The organism is Streptomyces iakyrus, assembly GCF_000717055.1.
In the GTDB taxonomy this organism is placed as follows: Bacteria; Actinomycetota; Actinomycetes; order Streptomycetales; family Streptomycetaceae; genus Streptomyces; species Streptomyces iakyrus.
Map to the genome: position 1 here is coordinate 363,546 of NZ_JNXI01000001.1, position 16,398 is coordinate 379,943.

The following is a 16,398-nucleotide window of genomic DNA, read 5'->3' on the forward strand; positions in this document are numbered from 1 at the left end:
GCCGGCCCCTCATCCTGTCCGCAGGCCGTCAGCTGACGTCAGAGGACGTCCTTGATCTTCGTCAGGTACTGCTCGGTGAAGCTGCCCCACCACTTCCGCAGCTCCTTGTACTGGTCGACCGGCGTCTCATGCATGGACTCGGCCTTCGCGTACGCCACCAGGAGCAGGGTGATGGCTTCGATGGCTCGACGAGCCGTTGCGGACACGTTGGGGCCGGTGCCCGTACCGCCCTCATTCGACAGCAGCTGCAAGGGCTCGTACATCTCCTGGTAGAACACATGGCGCTGGTTCAGCCGGATGATCGTCTGTTCCTTGAGGTGCGTGAGCTGAAAGAGATCATCTCCGGGCACGTCCACCGTCTCGATGACGAACGGAAGCTCCTTGATCTCCTGCACGTAGGCGGCCTTCTCCTCCTCCGTCTTGTTCCGCCCAGCGTCCTTGGCCAGATTTTCGTACTCCCTCTCCTGCTGGGCCGGCGTGGGGACCTGCTTGACCCGGGCCTTCGGCATGGTGCGGTCCGCGTCCTTGAGGGCCTTCGTGATCGGGGCGTGCTCGCCGGACTTCACTGCGTCGTCGCGGTTGACCTCGCCCCATACGCGGTCGATCTCGTCACGAGCCTTCGGGATGACGCTCTCCGCGATGGTCCGCAGGGTCCTGCGAAGCTCATCAGCGGGGACCGCCCCGCGCTTCACGTTGCGAACGCCCATCATGCGGTCGAGCTCCGGGGTGAAGTAGACCTCGAAGCCGATGTACCGGTCCTTGGTCTGGATCCCGGCGGGAAAGAGCTTGGCCACTGGGGTGTAACTGATCTCGCGGTCAAGCCGCATGAAGCTGATGGCGCCCTCGTTGTCCGGGATCCGCAGCCGCTTGGCGAAGGCGTCGCCGCCGGCGCCCTTGAAGCGCAGGATCTCGGGCGGTGCCAGAGCGATCACGACGCGGATCTTGTGATCGGTGCCCTGCACCTTGACCTCTTCGTTGAAGAAGACCTGACCGTGGAAGTGCCGGGTCTCAGCCCGAGATTCGCCGCTGGCGCGGGCGAGTTCCTCGGTGAGCACCTGATCGGCCCAGGTGCCCTTCCGGAGGAAGGTCGGGTCGTGGGGCTTCAGGTCCGTGTGGTCGACGGTGATCCGAATGCCACCGCTCAGGAACTCCCGGAAGACCCGGGCCAGTTCCTTGTTCATCTCATTGCGAATGTGGTCAGGAGTGCTCCGGCCATGGCCGTCGGAGACCCGGTCGATCTTCGACCACGTCACCATGGTGCCCGAGCCCTCCGGGAAGTAGACCTCAAGGTGGGCGGGCAGAGGCTCGTCATCGGGGGGGTAGATCCCGACCTTGTCGCCGCGCTTCTCGGCCTCGATGCCCTCTTCGAGGTCGAAGAACACGTGCCTGATCTGCTCGCTGCCCTCGACGCGAGACCAAGCGTCGATGCGCATGCCGACGCTGAGACCCGCGAGCTTCGCACCGACACCGAACTTCCCGATCGTCTTCTCGGACATGAACCTCTTGGAGAAGCCGAGCTGCAGATAGTGCTGCAGCGTCTCGTCGTCCATGCCCTCACCGTCATCGATGAAGGAGACCTGTGTGAGGGTCTTCTTGCGGCTCTTCATCGCTTCTTCGGTGATGATCTGGATGTGGTTCGCGCGGGCTTCGATGCTGTTGTCGATGACTTCCCCGACAGCCGACGGGAAGTTGTGGCCGGACTCGCGGAGGCTGAGAAGGGCCTGTCCGGAGAGGACGACCGGGATGATGTCCATGTCGGCGGTGGTCATGATGTGCTCCTGATGTCAGAAGGTCGTGGCCGAGGCAGAGCCCGGCTCAAGGCGCGTTCGATAGCCGTTTCAGGGCAGAAGGGGCAGCGGCGGCCCGTTCCGGCGGGGCTGGCGGGGTGTATCTGGTTCCGGATGGTGCGGCCCGCGGACCGGTATTGGTGGTACCAGTAGGACTCGATCGCATAGGCCTGGTGGGAGTTGCGGGCCGGGGCCACGACGAAGTGGGTTGCACGCCCGCGAAGCGGATGACGGGATAACCTCCGGCGAAGGCAGGTGTCCGACCGTCCCACGTACAGCGGGCGGGCACCTTCCTGCTCGTGCTCCATTAGTAGATAAGCCCCGATGGTCCCGGTCGGGATCTGCATGTTCACGACGCCCCGTGTGAACCGGAGAGCGGCACGAGAGGTGCCTTCGTAGGGCTCAGCAACCCGGACGTGAACGCTGGTGGAAGTCGTCATGCGGTGCCGCTGATCAGCGCCTGGGCGTGGATGCGGAGAGCGCGTCGGGCACGCTCAACCGTTGCCACAGAGACGCCAGTCTGCCTGGCCGAGTCAGGGACGGTCGCCATATCAAGCATGCCTTGGAGGCAACCGGGGCCATGAGGACCAAGCGTGGCGGCGAAGGCCGCCAGCTCCTGGATGGTTTCGGTTGCGAGTGCACGCGCCTCGGGGGTGTCGTACGTGACCATCTCGATGACGGGCGAACCGTCCGCTGCGGTGGTGGACACGCGGCGGCGAGCAGCGTCAGCCAGCGGCCGGCAAGCGGCACTCCGGCGGGCATTGGCCTCCGAGCGGCGGATCGTACGACGTGCGTCCCGGATGACGTTCCGGCACAGAAGGTCGGGATCTTCGGCCACACGCTTGTGGCCAAGTGCGAGGTTCAGAGCGGTGTCGAGAACGTCGAGGTACTCGCCGTCCCACGCCCTTGCCTTGTTCTTCCTGTACAGACGGCACATCGTCTCGACGCGCACGTCGTTGATCTGGAGCATCATGCCCCTCCCCGGGTGCCCGGCTGCTATATGCCGGACCCACTCAGTTGTGACCCGCTCGCCCTTTGGCCGTCGTCGCCGTTCGGTCGACTCCGGCATGAGCAGGTGTTGAAACTGTAGAGCCCGCCACCGACAGTCGGCGGTGGAACGCTCACATCACCTAGGGGACAGCCCAACAGCACATCCCCTCACGGCAGTTGCTGGGTCGATCAGGTGTTCGCGGTCGACGCAGGTCAAGGGCAGGACGGGGAGCAGGCTTTGTGAGACTTGCGGTGGAGCTCGGCCCCCAGCAGGTAGCGTTGGAGGCATCTTGGATCATGCTCTCTGGAGGCCCCTGCGTGAACGCTAAGACGATCACCTACACGTACCCAGCCCACATCACGCAGCAGACCCCGTCGGGCAAGCCACTGGTCTTCTTCGCAGCGCCGGCTACGCAGATTGATCAGTGGGTCGGCGTGCCTCAGCGCAGTCGTCTCGATGACGAGGAAACCATTGGTTTCCAGCGGCAGGAGAGCAGGTCAAGGATCAGGGAGTTGTCCAGCTTCTATCACGATGAGCGCAACATCGTGCAGAACCCACTCCTGGCTGCTCCGCAGAGCGAGACCTCCGTCAGCTTCAAGCCTCTGGACGGCACTCCCGAGTTCGGCACGCTGGAGATCGTGAGCGAGGACTTCAGCGAAACGTCGTTGCTGGAGCTGATGTCGCGCGTAGTTGCACGCCTCGAGTCGCGCATGCCGGAACTGAAGAAGACCGCTCTGGATCAGGAGCGACTTTCGTCGATCATAGATCGGGCTCGAAAGGAGCACGGGCTCGATGCCGTTGGAGACGAAGACGACGAAGACGAGGAGGTGTCAGCGGAGGAGGCGGGGAACGGCGATGAGTCAGATGCAGCGAGCGTGCTCCTCACTGACGAGACCCACCTGATCGACTTCTACACCGAGCTCAAAGGTCGAATCAAGGTCCTCGAAGCCCTCGACGCGGACGTGAAGCCGAAGAAGATCCTCGGCTTCGACCGGGAAGCGATGATCAGCTACCTCAAGCCGATCATGCTCGTCGATGGACAGCACCGGCTGAAGGGCGCAGTGTTGGCCGCGGCGAGCCTGGCTGAGAGCCAGGACGGGGAGGCCTTCCTCCTTGAGGCAGCAGAGAACGGCCTGGACCCTGCTCAGGCAAAGGCCGACTTCATCTCGGCACACGCTCGGCGGCTGCCCGTCTCCCTCTTGCTCGACCCCAGCCCAAGCGAGCACGTTTTCCAGTTCGTGGTCGTGAACCAGAAGGCCACGCCGATGGGCAAAGCCCTTCTGGGCACGATCGTGTCGACGAGCTTGAGCAAGGACGAGCTGGACCCGGTGGCACAGCGACTCAAGGACGCCGGCATCAAGCTGGACGACTCTCAGGCCATCGCCTACCTCACGCGGGCGGAAGAGAGCCCGTTCAAGAACTTCGTACAGACAGGTATCGCGGGAGACAACAGGACCCTGCTGCAGTGGCCGGTCCTCAAGGGACTCGTAGGGATCTTCCGAGAGCTGTCCGGGGGCAAGCTCTACGGCCAGAAGACCGACTGGGCCCGGGTTTGGGGCAAGTACCACCTTGACGAAAGTGCGTTCGTCGCAGACTTCGACACTCACGACGAAAAGGTCGCGGCATGGGCCAGGCCTGACGGTCCCTGGCGGGACGTCTTCATCAGGTTCTACTCGAACATCAGGGACAAGTTCGGCGCCGACGATCCGGAGGCAAAGAACGCCTGGGGAACCACCCGCAGCAACCTGTACAACAAGATCAGCCTCACGATTCTGGCGGCTGACTACTTCGAATTCCTGCGCATGCAGAAGAAGACGCTCAACAGCCTCGACGATGTCGACTCCACCATGGAGGCGTGGCTCACCGACGTCAACCCTGCGTACTTCAACCGACTTTGGAACGTCGAGAAGAAGGACACCCCACTCATCCGCAGAACTTGGAGTCGCCTCTGGTACGACTACCGAAGGAACCCCGAGTCCCTGCCCAAGGAGGGCGAGTACAACCCCGCTGCCGGGGCGTGATGCAGCCACAGGAGGTCGGCGAGTTCTTCGCCGAGATCAAAAAGGCCCTGGACAGTAACTGGTCGGACGAGGCCCTGAAGTCTCTCTCGAAATACACAGTGCCAGAGGTCGTGTCTGGAAATCATGGATGGCTGCTGCGCGGAGACCTGTCAACGGTCTGGGGTCGCTGGTTCATCGAAAGTCTCGTTGACCTGGCTCCGTACGAACTGGACACCGAACTGAGTATCGGACACCTCCACGCGCCCATACTCGACTACTTCAACACCGTCAGCCCGCAAGTCCCCTTGGACGAGCGAAAGAAGTATGCACGCGTGCTGACGAAGTTTGCTTGGCAGCTTGTCTCAGCGCGGAGGAGGCGGAAGCGGTCGGCGGTCGGACTCGCCACCCGCGAAGAACTGTGGGCCATGGGGCAGCCGGAACCTCGCTGCTACCTTTGCGGTTACCTGTTCGGAGACCATGCCCGAGATAAGTTCCTCGGCATCGCCCAAGACGAGCCGCCTATCCCACCGCTCGTTGATTTCACGCGCCCCCGAGGCATGCGCGCGAGTCAGCTGTGCATCGAGGTGGATCATGTAATCCCGGTTGCAGAGGGTGGGAAGACGTCTGTTGAAAATCTGCGCCTTGCCTGTGGCTGGTGCAACTCCGTAAAGAACAGATACACGAACATATACGACACGATTCCGTGGTCGGCCGGCATATTCAACCATCAAGCTCTGGGTCCTGTGACGCAGCCTCAGCCACTTTGGGTGTTGCGGACCGTGGCTACTCGTAGAAGGTGCGAATTCCCCGATGGTTGCACCGCCAAGATCGAGGACAGTGAACTCTTCGCCGGGCCCCGAAATCCCAACGGTGCGCTCACTCCGGTCAATCTGGCCGTATTCTGTGAGCAACACGATCCCTGGCGCCTCGACAGGTGGATCGGTCCCAAGCGCCTTGCTGCGTCCATCGCCAGCTAGAAACGCTCGGCGTCCGAGTCACCTCTGATGACGGCCGCCCCCGCCAACCGGCCATGGGGCAGCCCGAGCTCGTTCCCGGGACCTAGCGGTAGCGGCGCGCAGGCGTCAGCCACGTCATCGCCAGCGCCTCATCTGCGTCGTCCTCGTCTTCGGGGCCACCCGGGGCGGGTGCCTGGCGGACCTGCTCGATCTGCCGCTCGACCCCTCGAAGGTTCTCCTGCAGATCCATCGTCACTACGCCGTCGACGGTTACCTTCAGCGGGTCGGCGAGCAGCCTCGCACGCCGCTCGCCCAGTACCTCGAGTGCAACCGCGCGTACCGACCGCAGCCGGAAGAACCGGCGTTCCAGGTCAGCCGCGTCAGTATCCGGCCCGAGCTGCGCCAACAGCCATGACCTCTGAAACTCATCCACAAGGGACCCCTCCAACGAACGAGGTACGGCCCGTCACCAGACGGGGGATGCTGGTGACGGGCCGTACGAGCGTCATCCTACGACCCGGACGAACGGGAGCGCCGGGATTGCGGCTTCTTGATCGCGCCAACGTCGGCCGTCTCCTCCTGGCCACCGGCCTTGCTCCCGGACGGCTCCGGCTTCTCCATCACGACAGCCTCGTCCGGCTTGTCGCAGTCGTCCGACGGTTCCTCCCACGCGTCGGGGTGGGAAATCAGCACGGCCACCTCCGGGCCCGGGCTCTCGCCCGGCCGCAGGATCACCTCCTCCCGCGTGGTCGGGTCCTGTACGTACACCGCGGCCTTCAGCCGCCCGCGGCCGGCCATCACAGGACCTTCGCCACGATGTGCGCGTCGGGAGTGTGCATGACGGGCATGCCGACCGCCGCGCCCTTGGTCCAGATCTGCACGGGGTCATCCTGGACACCTCGGGTGATGATCAGGCCGGGGGCGTCCTCCCGGATGATCTCCGGGTTCGATCCGCGCGACAGCACCAGGCCCTCCGCGGTCACCCCGTACATGGTCTGCGCCCACTTCTCCCGCTCCGGCGGCACGAGAATCCACAGGTCCTCGGGCAGCACCTTGCGGGGCTTGCCGTCCACCCGCACTTGGGCCTTGTAGAACTGGATCGGCGGCAGGCTGTAGTTGCCGCGCACCACGTTGATCTGCTGCGGGGTGAGCGTGGCCGTCGGCGTGGTCGACGGGTTCACGCTGCCGTAGTAGGCCGCCCTGTAGGCGTTGTTCGCTGCCAGGTAGCTGAACGCCTTCCGGCTGGTGATCACCAGCTCCGGTTCCGGTGCGCCGATGTCGTCCAGGTGCTGGATCCACCGCAGCTCGTCCGCGATCGGGTCGGAGGCCGGGTCCGACCACGGTATCCGGGCGACCGGCATGTTCTCGGCGGGGACGTTCCAGTCCACCTCCAGCGTCAGGCCGTTCTCCTGTTCCAGCGTGAACCGGCCGTCCGCGAGTACGTCGCCGGCGGCCAGCTCCAGCCGGGACCGGATGGCTTCGACGTGGCGTTCCACGTCGTCGTACAGCAGCTCGATCAGCCGGTCCTGGTCCGAGCCGTGCGACGCCTCTAGCAGGATCTGTTCCTGCTCGGAGACGACGAGCTTCTGCCCCAGCGCGGGCAGCGCACCCTCACGGGACGTCTGCCACGCCTCACGGGTCGCGAACGGCACCGAGGCGTTGAACGCCCGGTACTTGGCGACGTTGACGTACCGGCCGGAGTCCTTCGTACGCCACTTCACCTCCCGCATCTCCACGGTCGGGAAGATCGTCTGCGTGAGCAGGAAGTCCTTCGGGGTCGGGATGGCCCTGGCGAACGCCGTCAGGTCCATGACCGAGACGTCCTTGAGCAGGTCCTGAATCGTCACAGCTCAGCCCCCGCTCACACGAAGCGGATCTGCGCGGCACGCGGGTGCCACACGAGCTGGGACACGTCGATGCCGCCCGGGACCTTCGACGCCTTCACCGCGCCGTGCCACAGCAGCGCGGCAGGAACACGGGTCTGCCCCGTCGCGAACGGGACCTCGGCGATCACGAAGCCGCGCAGGATCTGGCGGCCGCAGTGCGCCTCGGGGTCGTACGGGCCGTACAGGCCGGACTCCGCGACCCTGCCGACCGGCACGCCGGACAGCACCCGGCCGTACGGGTCGCAGCCGTCGCCGCACACGTAGTGCGTGCCTTCGCAGAACAGGTTCAGGTCGAGGGTGATCGTGTCGACGGAGTCGGTGCCGTGCAGGGACGCCAGCCACTCGCGGTTGGCGGTGGTGTATTCGGACTTCGAGACGGGCTGGATGGTCATGTGCTTGGTCTCCATGGACGCTGCGGTCAGATTCCGCACACCGCCCACGGAGGCGATGCCGTCCACGAAGTTCAGGGGGCGTGGTCCCCCAAGTTCTGGGCCCGAACTATCGGGCGGCGGAGTCGCTGAACTCCGGGATCAGGCCACGGCGCTTGGCCATCTCCAGTCCGGCTGAACCGGGCTTGGACACCGGGGTCGTACGGGTCGGGCCGCGCCCGGCCGGTGCGCCCGCGGGGGCGGCCGGCACCGGGGTGCGGACCTCACCGAACAGCTCAGGACGCCTGGCTCGCAGGGCTTCGGCCGCCGACTGGATCTGTGCCTCGTCCGCGTCCTCGTCGTCCACGGCCAGCAGACGCTCCGCATCCACCAGGTCGTCGCCCTCCGCGCCGAGCGCCACCAGCGCGGCCCGGCGAAGCGCCGCCCTCTCCCGCTCGGCGGCCAGCTCCTCCCGGCGCGCGGCCTGCAACTCCCGCTCGGCAGCTGCCTGTTCCCGACGCTCCACCTCCGACAGCGCGGCCTGCTCGGCCTCCCGCTGCGCGGTCACGAACTCGGTGAGCGCCTTCGGGGAGTCGAACCCGAGCGTGGCCAACAGCCGTTTGATCGCAGCCCGTTCGCCCTGTGCCTTCTCGCGGGTGAGCATCTTGCCCAACCGGTCCTGGGTGACCGTGACCTGCTGCTCCTGGCCGCCGCTGTCCGTGGCGTCGTCGAGCTGGTCGTTCGTCTCGTCCTCCGACGAGGCACCGAGAATCGGGTAGATCGGCCGCCCGTCACGGCGGTGGCCGACAGGACGGCGAGGCGGCAGGGGCCGGACCATACATCTCCTCCAGAGCGCGCCCCCGCGCTGACGGCCAGTGTAGTCACCTGCACCGACACGGCCACGAACCCTTGTCCGACCGCCCCCACAGGATGGCCTCGAACAAGGAGGCACCACCCATGACAATCGACCCCTACACCGCTGTCGGGCTCATCCCGGAGATCACCGAGATCCAGCAGCGCGACGACATCGCCGCCAACCTCGACCACCTCTACGCCCTCACCCGCACCGCTGTCTCCCTCGGCGGCCTCGACCACCCCGTCCGACTGGTCGCCCTGCCCGAAGGCGCGCTCCAGGGCTTCACCGACGAGATCCACGACCTCGACCACGCCACCTACGCCCGCACCTGCGCCATCAGCCTTCCCGGCGCGGAAACACAAGAACTCGGCCGCTGGGCCCACGAGTTCAACATTCACATCATGGCCCAGGCCAAGGCCCTCCACCCGGCCTTCCCCGACCGGTACTTCAACGTCGGCTTCGTCATCGACCCCGTCGGCGAGATCGTCCTGCGGCACTACAAGCTTGCCCCGCTGCCACCCATGGAACACAGCATCAGCCCACACGACGTGCTCGACCAGTGGACCCGTCTCTACGGCCGGAGCCCTGAGGCGTACTGGCCCGTTGCCGACACCGCCATCGGCCGCCTCGGCGTCATGATGGCCAACGAGGCGTCCTACCCGGAGAACGCCCGCGGCCTCGCCCTCGGCGGATGCGAGATCGCCTACCGCACCAGTTACCCGCTGCCCGGCGTCGCCTCCGACGCCTTCGACATCCAGAACCGCGCCCGCGCCCTCGACAACACCATGTACGTCCTCGCCCCCAACCCGGCCTCCTACACCGGAGCCGACGTGCAGCGTGTCGACTTCTTCGGCGGCCACTCCACCATCACCGACTACACCGGCCGCACCATCGGCCACCTCGACCACGGCGGCGTCGCCACTTTCGTCACCGCCACCATCGACCTGCCCGCTCTCCGCCGCCAGCGCACCACCGCCGCGTGGACCAACTGGGCCAAGGACCTGCGCAGCGAGCTGTTCGCCACCCTCTACGAACAGCCCATCTACCCGGCCAACCTCTACGCCGACCGCCCGCCGTACAACCACGCCGAATACCGCGAGCACGTCACCGAACCCCAGATCGACCTGATGCGCGCCCGCGGCATCTGGCGCTGACCCCCGCTTCACGCACCCCGAGGCCGCGTCACCGGCCCGCCTCCACCGGCTCCCGCTCGCTCACCTTCCCCACCGGCTTCCTCACCCCGGCCGACCCCGACGCGCCGTCCTCCTCCAGGTACTCGTCGTCCTCGTCGGGCCCGCGCCGAGCAGCGGCCTCCGCCACCCGCACCGCGGCCTCGGGCTCCGCCTTCGCCCTGATCCGCTCCACCTCCTGCGAGGCGTCCTTGATCGGGTACCCGGCCTCCAGCAGCATCGCCACCGCCGTCTCCAGCGACAGGACCCCGGCGCCGTACGCCTTGACGACCTCCTCCAGCACCGCGCCCCGGTCCGTCGGCGTGTGCGGCGCCCACGCCAGCCGCGCTGGCAGCGTCTCCCCATCCGTCCAGCCCTCCGCCCGTCCGGCCTGGTACAGCCGCTGCACCATCTTGAACAGCAGCCGGTACTTGTGCTCCCGCGCCAACCGCATCATCCCGATCAGCGCATCCAGCGGCCCCAGAGCCAGCTTCAGCGCGTACCCCGACGGCACCTCCGTGGCCTCCAGCGTCCCGAGCCCAGCCGCCGTCACCCGGCTGTTCGCCGCAATCCGCTCCAGCAGGTGATCCACCCGCGCCCGCAGTTCGGCCAACTGCGGCGACGTGTCCAGGGCATCCATCCGCCCCGTTTCACCGAGCTGCCACACCGCACCGGCCTTCACCTGAAGCTCCTGCGGCTTGCCCGTCGCCCGGTCCACCGGCAGCCGCGCACCCGCGAGCCCGATGATCGGCGTGCCCGTCGTCGCCGAGGCCGCCGAGCTGTCCGAGTCCGTGGCCGCGAGCTCATCGAGCGCCTGCAAAACCCGCGCCAAAATCGAGCGCCCCCAGTGCTCCCCACCGTCGGGGATCGTGTTCGCGATGTGCACCACCGGCACGAAGTCGATCATCAGATCCAGCCGGTTCAGCTCCGTGCCATCCGGCCGCACCCGGAAGCTCGCCTTGTCCATCGGCAGCCGGTCCAGCGTCTCACCGTTCTTCAGATCCTCCAGCAGCCACTCCGCGTCCGTGAGGTAGCACGTCACGTTGGACATCCGACCCGGCTCCCACGGGTACTGCCGCCCACCAGCCGCAGCACCGTCCTCGCCGTCCTCGGAGATCGGACCCAGCTCGTACGTCACACGCCGCACCCGGGCCTTCAAACCGGCGTCGTCGTCCGCCGGCAGCTCCCACGCCAGATGCACCCGCCTGGGAAAGTCCTCGTCCTCATCGCCCCACTGAGGGAAGAAGAACCCCGGATCGTAGACCCGCAACGTCGGCCGCTGCTTCTCCGGGTTCCACGCCAGCACCATCACGCTGTCCCCGAGCAGCACCGCCGCCCGCTCCGCCTGCTGGACCCGGAAGGTCAGCAGCTCTTTGTCCGCCCACTTCCGCAACCGGTCCTGGACCGCAGCGGCCTCGACCGCACCGGGCGTCGGCGTCTCCGCATCGGCATGCTCCGCGCCCTCGACCATGACCTTCTGCTCCGAACCGAGGAGGTAGCCGAGCGCAGTGTCCACGAGGTTGGCCGCGTCACCCAGCTCCCGCCGCTCCAACGCGCTCGCATCGCCACCGGCCGCCGCAAGCTGCCCGACCTGGTTGTTGTCGTACGACGCCAGCACCTTGTACGCGGCCAGCCGACGCAACTCGTGCGGTGGCACCCACGTCTTGGCCAGCTCTGGGAACGCGCGGCTGCCCAGACGGCCAGCCTCAGCCATCACTGGCTTGTAGTTCAGCCACGACCACGCATCGATCACGAGTTGGCGCAGGCCCACGGTCTCCTCCGGACGTCGGCCCCGCGCCGTCGATCAGCCTATAGTCCGGCGAACCGCCCACCGTCGGCCGCCGACCCGGCCACGCCCGCGTACAGGTGACGCCTCCCCCGTCGCCTCACACCGCACGCCATCGTTGTTCACGGCGTGCCTGCCGCCGACAACCCCGACACGCCGCCTTGCCCCCCACCGCCCGGCTCACGGGCGCTTACTGGCTGAACACGCCACCGCACACCCCCGACGAAGGCTGCACCTGGTGTGCCCTACTCCGCGACAGCACGGCCCCGAGCAGACCACATGACCACCCGAGCACACCCCATAGCCGGTCACCGACGACCGCTGAGCCGCTGGTCGTCCCCACCACGTGGTGGTGGCATCGTCGGATCAAGGAACAGATCCCACAGCGCCCACACCGCCGAGTCCAGCAGGTCCGGCGAGTCCTCCGTCTCCCCCTGACCGACGAACGTGGTCATCTGTTCCTCCAGCTCCGCGAACCGTCGAGCCGGGCCAACGTGAGACACCCGAGCCTGCTCGTACAGCTGGGCGGCCGGGGCCGCCCGCGCCCGCTTCCCTCTGGTGGCGTGAACGATGCGCCAGTTCACTGTCGGGTCCACCTGCTCCAGGAGAGCGGGCAGGTAGTCGCCGCCGTTGTTCGCCTCGATGACCACGCAGTCCGCCCGGTGCTCGTGGTACAGCGTGGCGGCCCGCTTCATCGCCTGCGTCGGCGTGTACCGGTCCTGCTCACAGTGCAGCAGATACCCGCGAGGACGGTCGTCCCCGAACATCGTCTCCACCGGGAACCCGCGCCCCGCCACCGTGAACGCGGTCATGTCGGCGTTCTCGTGGCTCTTGGTCGCCGGGTCGACGGCCACCACCACGCGCTGGAGGTCCGGCAGATGCTCGGGCCGGGGCCGGAAGCCCTCGACCTCCAGCATCCAGCCCTTCCACAGCGCGCCCTCCACGTCCTCGAGTAGCTCGCCCGACAGCTCCTGACGGCCCAGCCGGGTGCCGGCGTACTCCTCCTCCAGCTCCTCGCGGGCCGCCGCCGACAGGTTCGCGTCGTTCTCCCGCATGTGCCCGCGGGTCAGCACGACCCGCGGCGGCGCCCCGCCCTCCTCGTGTGCCTTCTCCTGCTTCCTACCGCGCTCGACGAGCCGCTTGACGTGAGGGAGCGGCTTCGGCGTCGTGGAGATGACGACCTGCGGGGTGTCCGCCTCACGAAGGCAGAACCACAGCATGTCGTAGACCTCCTGCGCGGTGTGCCGTGACCAGGCCGCGTACTCGTCCAGCCACGCCTTGTCGAACGCCCAGCCGCGCAGGTTGTCCGGCGTCTCCGCACCGAACCCCCGGATCAGCGTGCCATTCGCCAACCGGAGCGTCGTCTCACCGAGCGACGAGTTGTACTTCGCCACCTCCTCCGGCGGGAACACCGACAACAGCCCCGACTTCGGGGACTCGAAGCAGATGTCCCGCACCAGCGTCGCGTTCTTGGCCACCACCGCGATCTGCAAACCCGGCGTATGCGCCCACTCCCGGACCGTCTCCGCCGCCGTCCGCGACTTCCCCCAGCCACGGCCGGTGAGCAGCATCCACACCGTCCACAGCCACAGCGGCTGACGCTGCGCCGCACGGGCATGGTGGTGCAGCCACCCCGCGTGGGGCAGCCCGTCACAGTTCGGGACCTCGCACGCCCACCTGCGCGCCGACAGCTCATCGGCCCGGACCAGTGCCGCGACCTCAGCCTTCAACTGCTCGTCGCTCATCACTGACGGGTCCGCGAACCCCTCGACTATTCGGCGCTTGGCCCGGCCGCGGCTCACTGCGCGACCTCCGACAACCGGCGCTCCAGCTCACGGCGGAGCTGATCCATACGAGCCCGGCGATCCTCGTCCGATAGAGAGGCCACGTCCACGCCCTGGTCCCGGTCCTCGACCGCTCCGGCCGCCGGGGCCTCACCTACGGCTCGACGTTCGATCTCCGCCGCGACCTGGATGTAGCGCAGCAGCTCCGACGGCGACAGCTCCCGCGGGTCGAGCGTCTGGAGCCGCGCGACCGCCTTGCTCTGCACGGCCTGCGCCAACTTCGCGTGTCTGCGGGCGATGTCCCGCCGCGCCTGTGCCTGCTCCGCGAGGAACAGCCGGTCCTGCTCCCGGTCGTAGGCCGCGGCCCGCATCACCCATGCGAACTGCCGCGACCACCGGCCCAGCAGCGTGCGGGATTTATGCAACTCGCGTGCCGCCTTTGTCAGACTCCGCGCTGGGCCGAGATCGCGGTACACGGCGAACGCCTCGAACGCCTGGACCGACTCCCCGCTCTGCCGCTCCCAGGACTCCACGGTGCCCTCGGCCACCGCTCACCTCCTGGCCGACGGCCGACTAGTTGCTCTGTGCGGCCAGGATTTCCAGCGCCCGCCACGGCTCGTCGGCCGGCACGGTGCCGTCCTGCACCATCCGGTCGATGGCCGCCCGCACGACGGCGGCCGTCTCCACCGGCACGTCCCGCACCCCGAACACCGTCTCCAGCGGCGCCGCCCCCGCCCGGGTCGCCTCCCCGGTGGCGGCGTCGAACCAGCCCTCGGCCAGCTCGCCCAGGTGCCGCTCGAACACAGCGAGGATCACGCCGAGCGCCGTCGCGCTGTTGCCGATCTTGTACGCGGCCCGGGAGGTCTCCAGCGCATCGAGCACCGGCTCGTACTGCTCCAGCCCGGCCACCCATCGCTGGTCCGCCGTCGCCGTGGACCGGGCCGCGTCGAACGCGGCTTCCGCCCGCTCCAGCTCATCGGGAAGGAACATGAACTGCACGCTGGCGAAGTCGAGGTTCGCCTCGCCCAGGGAGGCGACGTCCACCTTCTCCAGCAGGTCCAGAGCCTTGTCGTCCAGGCCCGTGTACTGCCGCCACTCCACCGACTCCAGCTCGTCGTACAGCTCCTTGAGGATCGCCGGATCGTCCTGCCCGGCGATGGCGTTATGCGAGAGCTGAAGCGCGATCTGCCGCTGGCGGGGCAGCGGCTCGTCTATCTGCATCCACCAGATCTGCGACAGGCCGGCCTCGATCGCGGCGAGCGTGCGGTGGTTGCCGGACAGGACGACCAGCCGCCCCGTCTCGCGGTCGTTCCACACCAGCGGCGTCGAGGTCAGGCAGCCGTCACGCTCGATGTTCGCCACGAGCTGCCGGAACTGCTCGTGCGGCAGGAACCGCGCGTTGACGTCGAGCAGCGTCAGCGTGCGCGGGTCGCCCTGAACCATCTGCGGCGGGGCGAGGCAAGTGGTCTCCTCCATGGTCAGACTCCCGTCTTCGTCGTCGGGGCGCCCCACCGCTTCGCCCACATGTGAAGGGCCTCGGCCAGCGTGTGCTGGCCCATAGCCCCCTGGTACTGGAGCTGGAACTTCCAGCCGTCCTCGTTCGACGGGCTGCGCTTGTGCAGCCGCAGCAGCCCGCGGTACTTCATCGACACCGGGTTGTTGCTGAACGCCGTCGTCGCCACCCTCCGGATCCGCCGCGAGAAGGCCCGCTGGCACAGCAACTGCGCCTCGGCGCTGGTGGCCGCGAGCACGATCAGCTTCGACAGCCGCGGGTAGTCGGTTGGGGCGACCGCGAAGTCCGAGAGCACGTACGCCTCGTCCGGCGTGTACGTGCTCGGGGCCATCGCGAACACGCCCAGGAGTCGCCCGTCGCCGTCCTTCACCGCGACGGCCAGGTTCGCCGCGCCCGGCGCGATCTTCGGGTTGAGGTACCGGGAACGCAGCGCGTTGAACTGGCCGGGCTTCAACAGCGACAGCCGGAGCGGGCCGACCAGTTCGTCACCCTCCCGCAGACGCGGAACCTTCACCGGATCGATCGGCTGGCGTGGAGCGACGATCCTCGTCCGGGCCTGACTGGCATACACGTAGAAGGGAGCGGCGCGCGGTGTCGCCTTGATCACGCCGCGCAGGTAGGGGTGCAGCTCAGGCACGTCGTGGTTGGAGGCCGTCAGCCAGTACGGCCGGTCCGTGATCGCGCCGAGCACGCTGACCACGTCGTCGTCGGACAGCGGCTCGTACTCGGGAGCGTCCCAGGTGAAGTGCGCCTCCAGCGGCTCGTACAGCTTCTCGTAGCCGCCGCCGTAGAAGGGAGGGAAGGAGCACACCGGGGCGTCACGGGGAACCTTCTGGAGCCACGAGCGCACGTCCTCCACCTCGTACGAGGCGAGTTCGATGTCCGAGCCGGACAGCCGCTCGACCGTCTCCGCGTGCTTGACCCTCCACTGCTCCCGATAAGAGCGCACGACCCGTTCATGCCACAGCCCCTCGCGGCCGACGCTGGCGAGGAACCGAGTGCCGAGCATGAGCGTGGCGACGGTGCCGACGCCGTCGTCCAAGGAGTCCGCGAGCCAGCCGAGTTCGTCTCGGCTCTCCTCGCGGAGCTGGATGCCGACCGGCTGGCGGGTGAGCCACCGGCCGACCGCGCTGCTGTAGATGGACACGTCGGAGGAGTGGAGGGCGAAGCCCATGCCGGCCACGCTGCGCTCGATGGTGAAGTTGCCGCAGCACGGGACGTACACGGGGCCGCTCGGCCACTGGCTGGCGGTCTCGCGCACGATGGAGCGCATGGGGCCCGGGATGGTGCCCTGGAACATCT

15 protein-coding genes are annotated in these 16,398 nt (G+C 67.5%); 3 read left to right on the top strand and 12 right to left on the bottom strand.

What is annotated here, in order from left to right; translation table 11 throughout:
- Positions 1 to 38: 38 nt before the first annotated feature.
- Complete coding sequence (locus OO68_RS01655; protein ID WP_033306249.1) at positions 39 to 1,769, bottom strand: ATP-binding protein; 1,731 nt, start codon at positions 1,767 to 1,769, stop codon at positions 39 to 41.
- A 454-nt stretch (positions 1,770 to 2,223) separates the two neighbouring features.
- Positions 2,224 to 2,760 carry a hypothetical protein gene (locus tag OO68_RS01660; protein ID WP_245236878.1) on the bottom strand — a complete coding sequence of 179 codons (537 nt, stop codon included), beginning with the start codon at positions 2,758 to 2,760 and terminating at the stop codon, positions 2,224 to 2,226.
- Positions 2,761 to 3,017: 257 nt separating this feature from the next.
- On the opposite strand from OO68_RS01660, the gene OO68_RS01665 reads away from it, so the two are divergent.
- Both OO68_RS01665 and OO68_RS43630 read left to right on the top strand, forming a co-directional pair.
- Entirely contained in the window at positions 3,018 to 4,799 is a 1,782-nt protein-coding gene (locus OO68_RS01665) for a ParB N-terminal domain-containing protein (protein WP_157852658.1), read from the top strand.
- Positions 4,799 to 5,755: an HNH endonuclease gene (locus OO68_RS43630; protein WP_078625129.1), complete on the top strand. Its 957-nt coding sequence runs from the start codon at positions 4,799 to 4,801 to the stop codon at positions 5,753 to 5,755. Before OO68_RS01665 ends, OO68_RS43630 begins: the two co-directional genes overlap by 1 nt.
- A gap of 82 nt (positions 5,756 to 5,837) precedes the next feature.
- Here OO68_RS43630 and OO68_RS01670 read toward each other — a convergent pair whose 3' ends face one another.
- The 5 genes from OO68_RS01670 to OO68_RS01690 form a co-directional block, all read right to left on the bottom strand.
- Positions 5,838 to 6,167, bottom strand: a complete 330-nt coding sequence (locus OO68_RS01670; protein ID WP_033306251.1) for a hypothetical protein — start codon at positions 6,165 to 6,167, stop codon at positions 5,838 to 5,840.
- A gap of 77 nt (positions 6,168 to 6,244) precedes the next feature.
- Positions 6,245 to 6,532, bottom strand: coding sequence for a hypothetical protein (locus tag OO68_RS01675; RefSeq protein WP_033306252.1), 288 nt, complete (start codon positions 6,530 to 6,532; stop codon positions 6,245 to 6,247).
- On the bottom strand, positions 6,532 to 7,581 hold the full coding sequence (locus tag OO68_RS01680) for a major capsid protein (RefSeq protein ID WP_033306253.1): 1,050 nt from the start codon (positions 7,579 to 7,581) through the stop codon (positions 6,532 to 6,534). Before OO68_RS01680 ends, OO68_RS01675 begins: the two co-directional genes overlap by 1 nt.
- A 14-nt stretch (positions 7,582 to 7,595) precedes the next feature.
- On the bottom strand, positions 7,596 to 8,078 hold the full coding sequence (locus OO68_RS01685) for a head decoration protein (protein ID WP_245236879.1): 483 nt from the start codon (positions 8,076 to 8,078) through the stop codon (positions 7,596 to 7,598).
- Positions 8,079 to 8,118: 40 nt separating this feature from the next.
- Complete coding sequence (locus OO68_RS01690) at positions 8,119 to 8,826, bottom strand: hypothetical protein (protein ID WP_033306254.1); 708 nt, start codon at positions 8,824 to 8,826, stop codon at positions 8,119 to 8,121.
- Positions 8,827 to 8,945: 119 nt separating this feature from the next.
- Between OO68_RS01690 and OO68_RS01695 the strand changes: the two genes are divergently transcribed.
- Positions 8,946 to 9,998, top strand: coding sequence for a nitrilase-related carbon-nitrogen hydrolase (locus OO68_RS01695; RefSeq protein ID WP_033306255.1), 1,053 nt, complete (start codon positions 8,946 to 8,948; stop codon positions 9,996 to 9,998).
- 28 nt (positions 9,999 to 10,026) lie between these two features.
- On the opposite strand, the gene OO68_RS01700 is transcribed toward OO68_RS01695, so the two are convergent.
- From OO68_RS01700 to OO68_RS01720, 5 genes are all read right to left on the bottom strand, one after another.
- The gene (locus tag OO68_RS01700) at positions 10,027 to 11,727 is read right to left on the bottom strand and encodes a hypothetical protein (RefSeq protein ID WP_157852660.1); all 1,701 of its coding nucleotides are present in this window, start codon (positions 11,725 to 11,727) and stop codon (positions 10,027 to 10,029) included.
- A 380-nt stretch (positions 11,728 to 12,107) separates the two neighbouring features.
- The gene (locus OO68_RS01705) at positions 12,108 to 13,544 is read right to left on the bottom strand and encodes a terminase large subunit domain-containing protein (protein WP_051814263.1); all 1,437 of its coding nucleotides are present in this window, start codon (positions 13,542 to 13,544) and stop codon (positions 12,108 to 12,110) included.
- Positions 13,545 to 13,597: 53 nt separating this feature from the next.
- A complete protein-coding gene (locus OO68_RS42910; RefSeq protein ID WP_051814268.1) occupies positions 13,598 to 14,131 on the bottom strand; it encodes a hypothetical protein in 534 nt (177 codons plus the stop codon).
- A 25-nt stretch (positions 14,132 to 14,156) separates the two neighbouring features.
- Entirely contained in the window at positions 14,157 to 15,059 is a 903-nt protein-coding gene (locus OO68_RS01715) for a ParB N-terminal domain-containing protein (RefSeq protein ID WP_033306257.1), read from the bottom strand.
- A gap of 2 nt (positions 15,060 to 15,061) precedes the next feature.
- The gene (locus OO68_RS01720; protein ID WP_033306258.1) at positions 15,062 to 16,396 is read right to left on the bottom strand and encodes a putative antirestriction adenine methyltransferase; all 1,335 of its coding nucleotides are present in this window, start codon (positions 16,394 to 16,396) and stop codon (positions 15,062 to 15,064) included.
- Between the last annotated feature and the right edge of the window lie 2 nt (positions 16,397 to 16,398).

Coding starts and splice junctions, on each gene's coding strand:
- OO68_RS01655 (WP_033306249.1), bottom strand. CDS start 1,769: ATGACCACCGCCGACATGGACATCATCCCGGTCGTCCTCTCCGGACAG.
- OO68_RS01660 (WP_245236878.1), bottom strand. CDS start 2,760: ATGATGCTCCAGATCAACGACGTGCGCGTCGAGACGATGTGCCGTCTG.
- OO68_RS43630 (WP_078625129.1), top strand. CDS start 4,799: ATGCAGCCACAGGAGGTCGGCGAGTTCTTCGCCGAGATCAAAAAGGCC.
- OO68_RS01675 (WP_033306252.1), bottom strand. CDS start 6,532: ATGGCCGGCCGCGGGCGGCTGAAGGCCGCGGTGTACGTACAGGACCCG.
- OO68_RS01690 (WP_033306254.1), bottom strand. CDS start 8,826: ATGGTCCGGCCCCTGCCGCCTCGCCGTCCTGTCGGCCACCGCCGTGAC.
- OO68_RS01695 (WP_033306255.1), top strand. CDS start 8,946: ATGACAATCGACCCCTACACCGCTGTCGGGCTCATCCCGGAGATCACC.
- OO68_RS01700 (WP_157852660.1), bottom strand. CDS start 11,727: ATGGCTGAGGCTGGCCGTCTGGGCAGCCGCGCGTTCCCAGAGCTGGCC.
- OO68_RS01705 (WP_051814263.1), bottom strand. CDS start 13,544: ATGAGCGACGAGCAGTTGAAGGCTGAGGTCGCGGCACTGGTCCGGGCC.
- OO68_RS01715 (WP_033306257.1), bottom strand. CDS start 15,059: ATGGAGGAGACCACTTGCCTCGCCCCGCCGCAGATGGTTCAGGGCGAC.
- OO68_RS01720 (WP_033306258.1), bottom strand. CDS start 16,396: ATGTTCCAGGGCACCATCCCGGGCCCCATGCGCTCCATCGTGCGCGAG.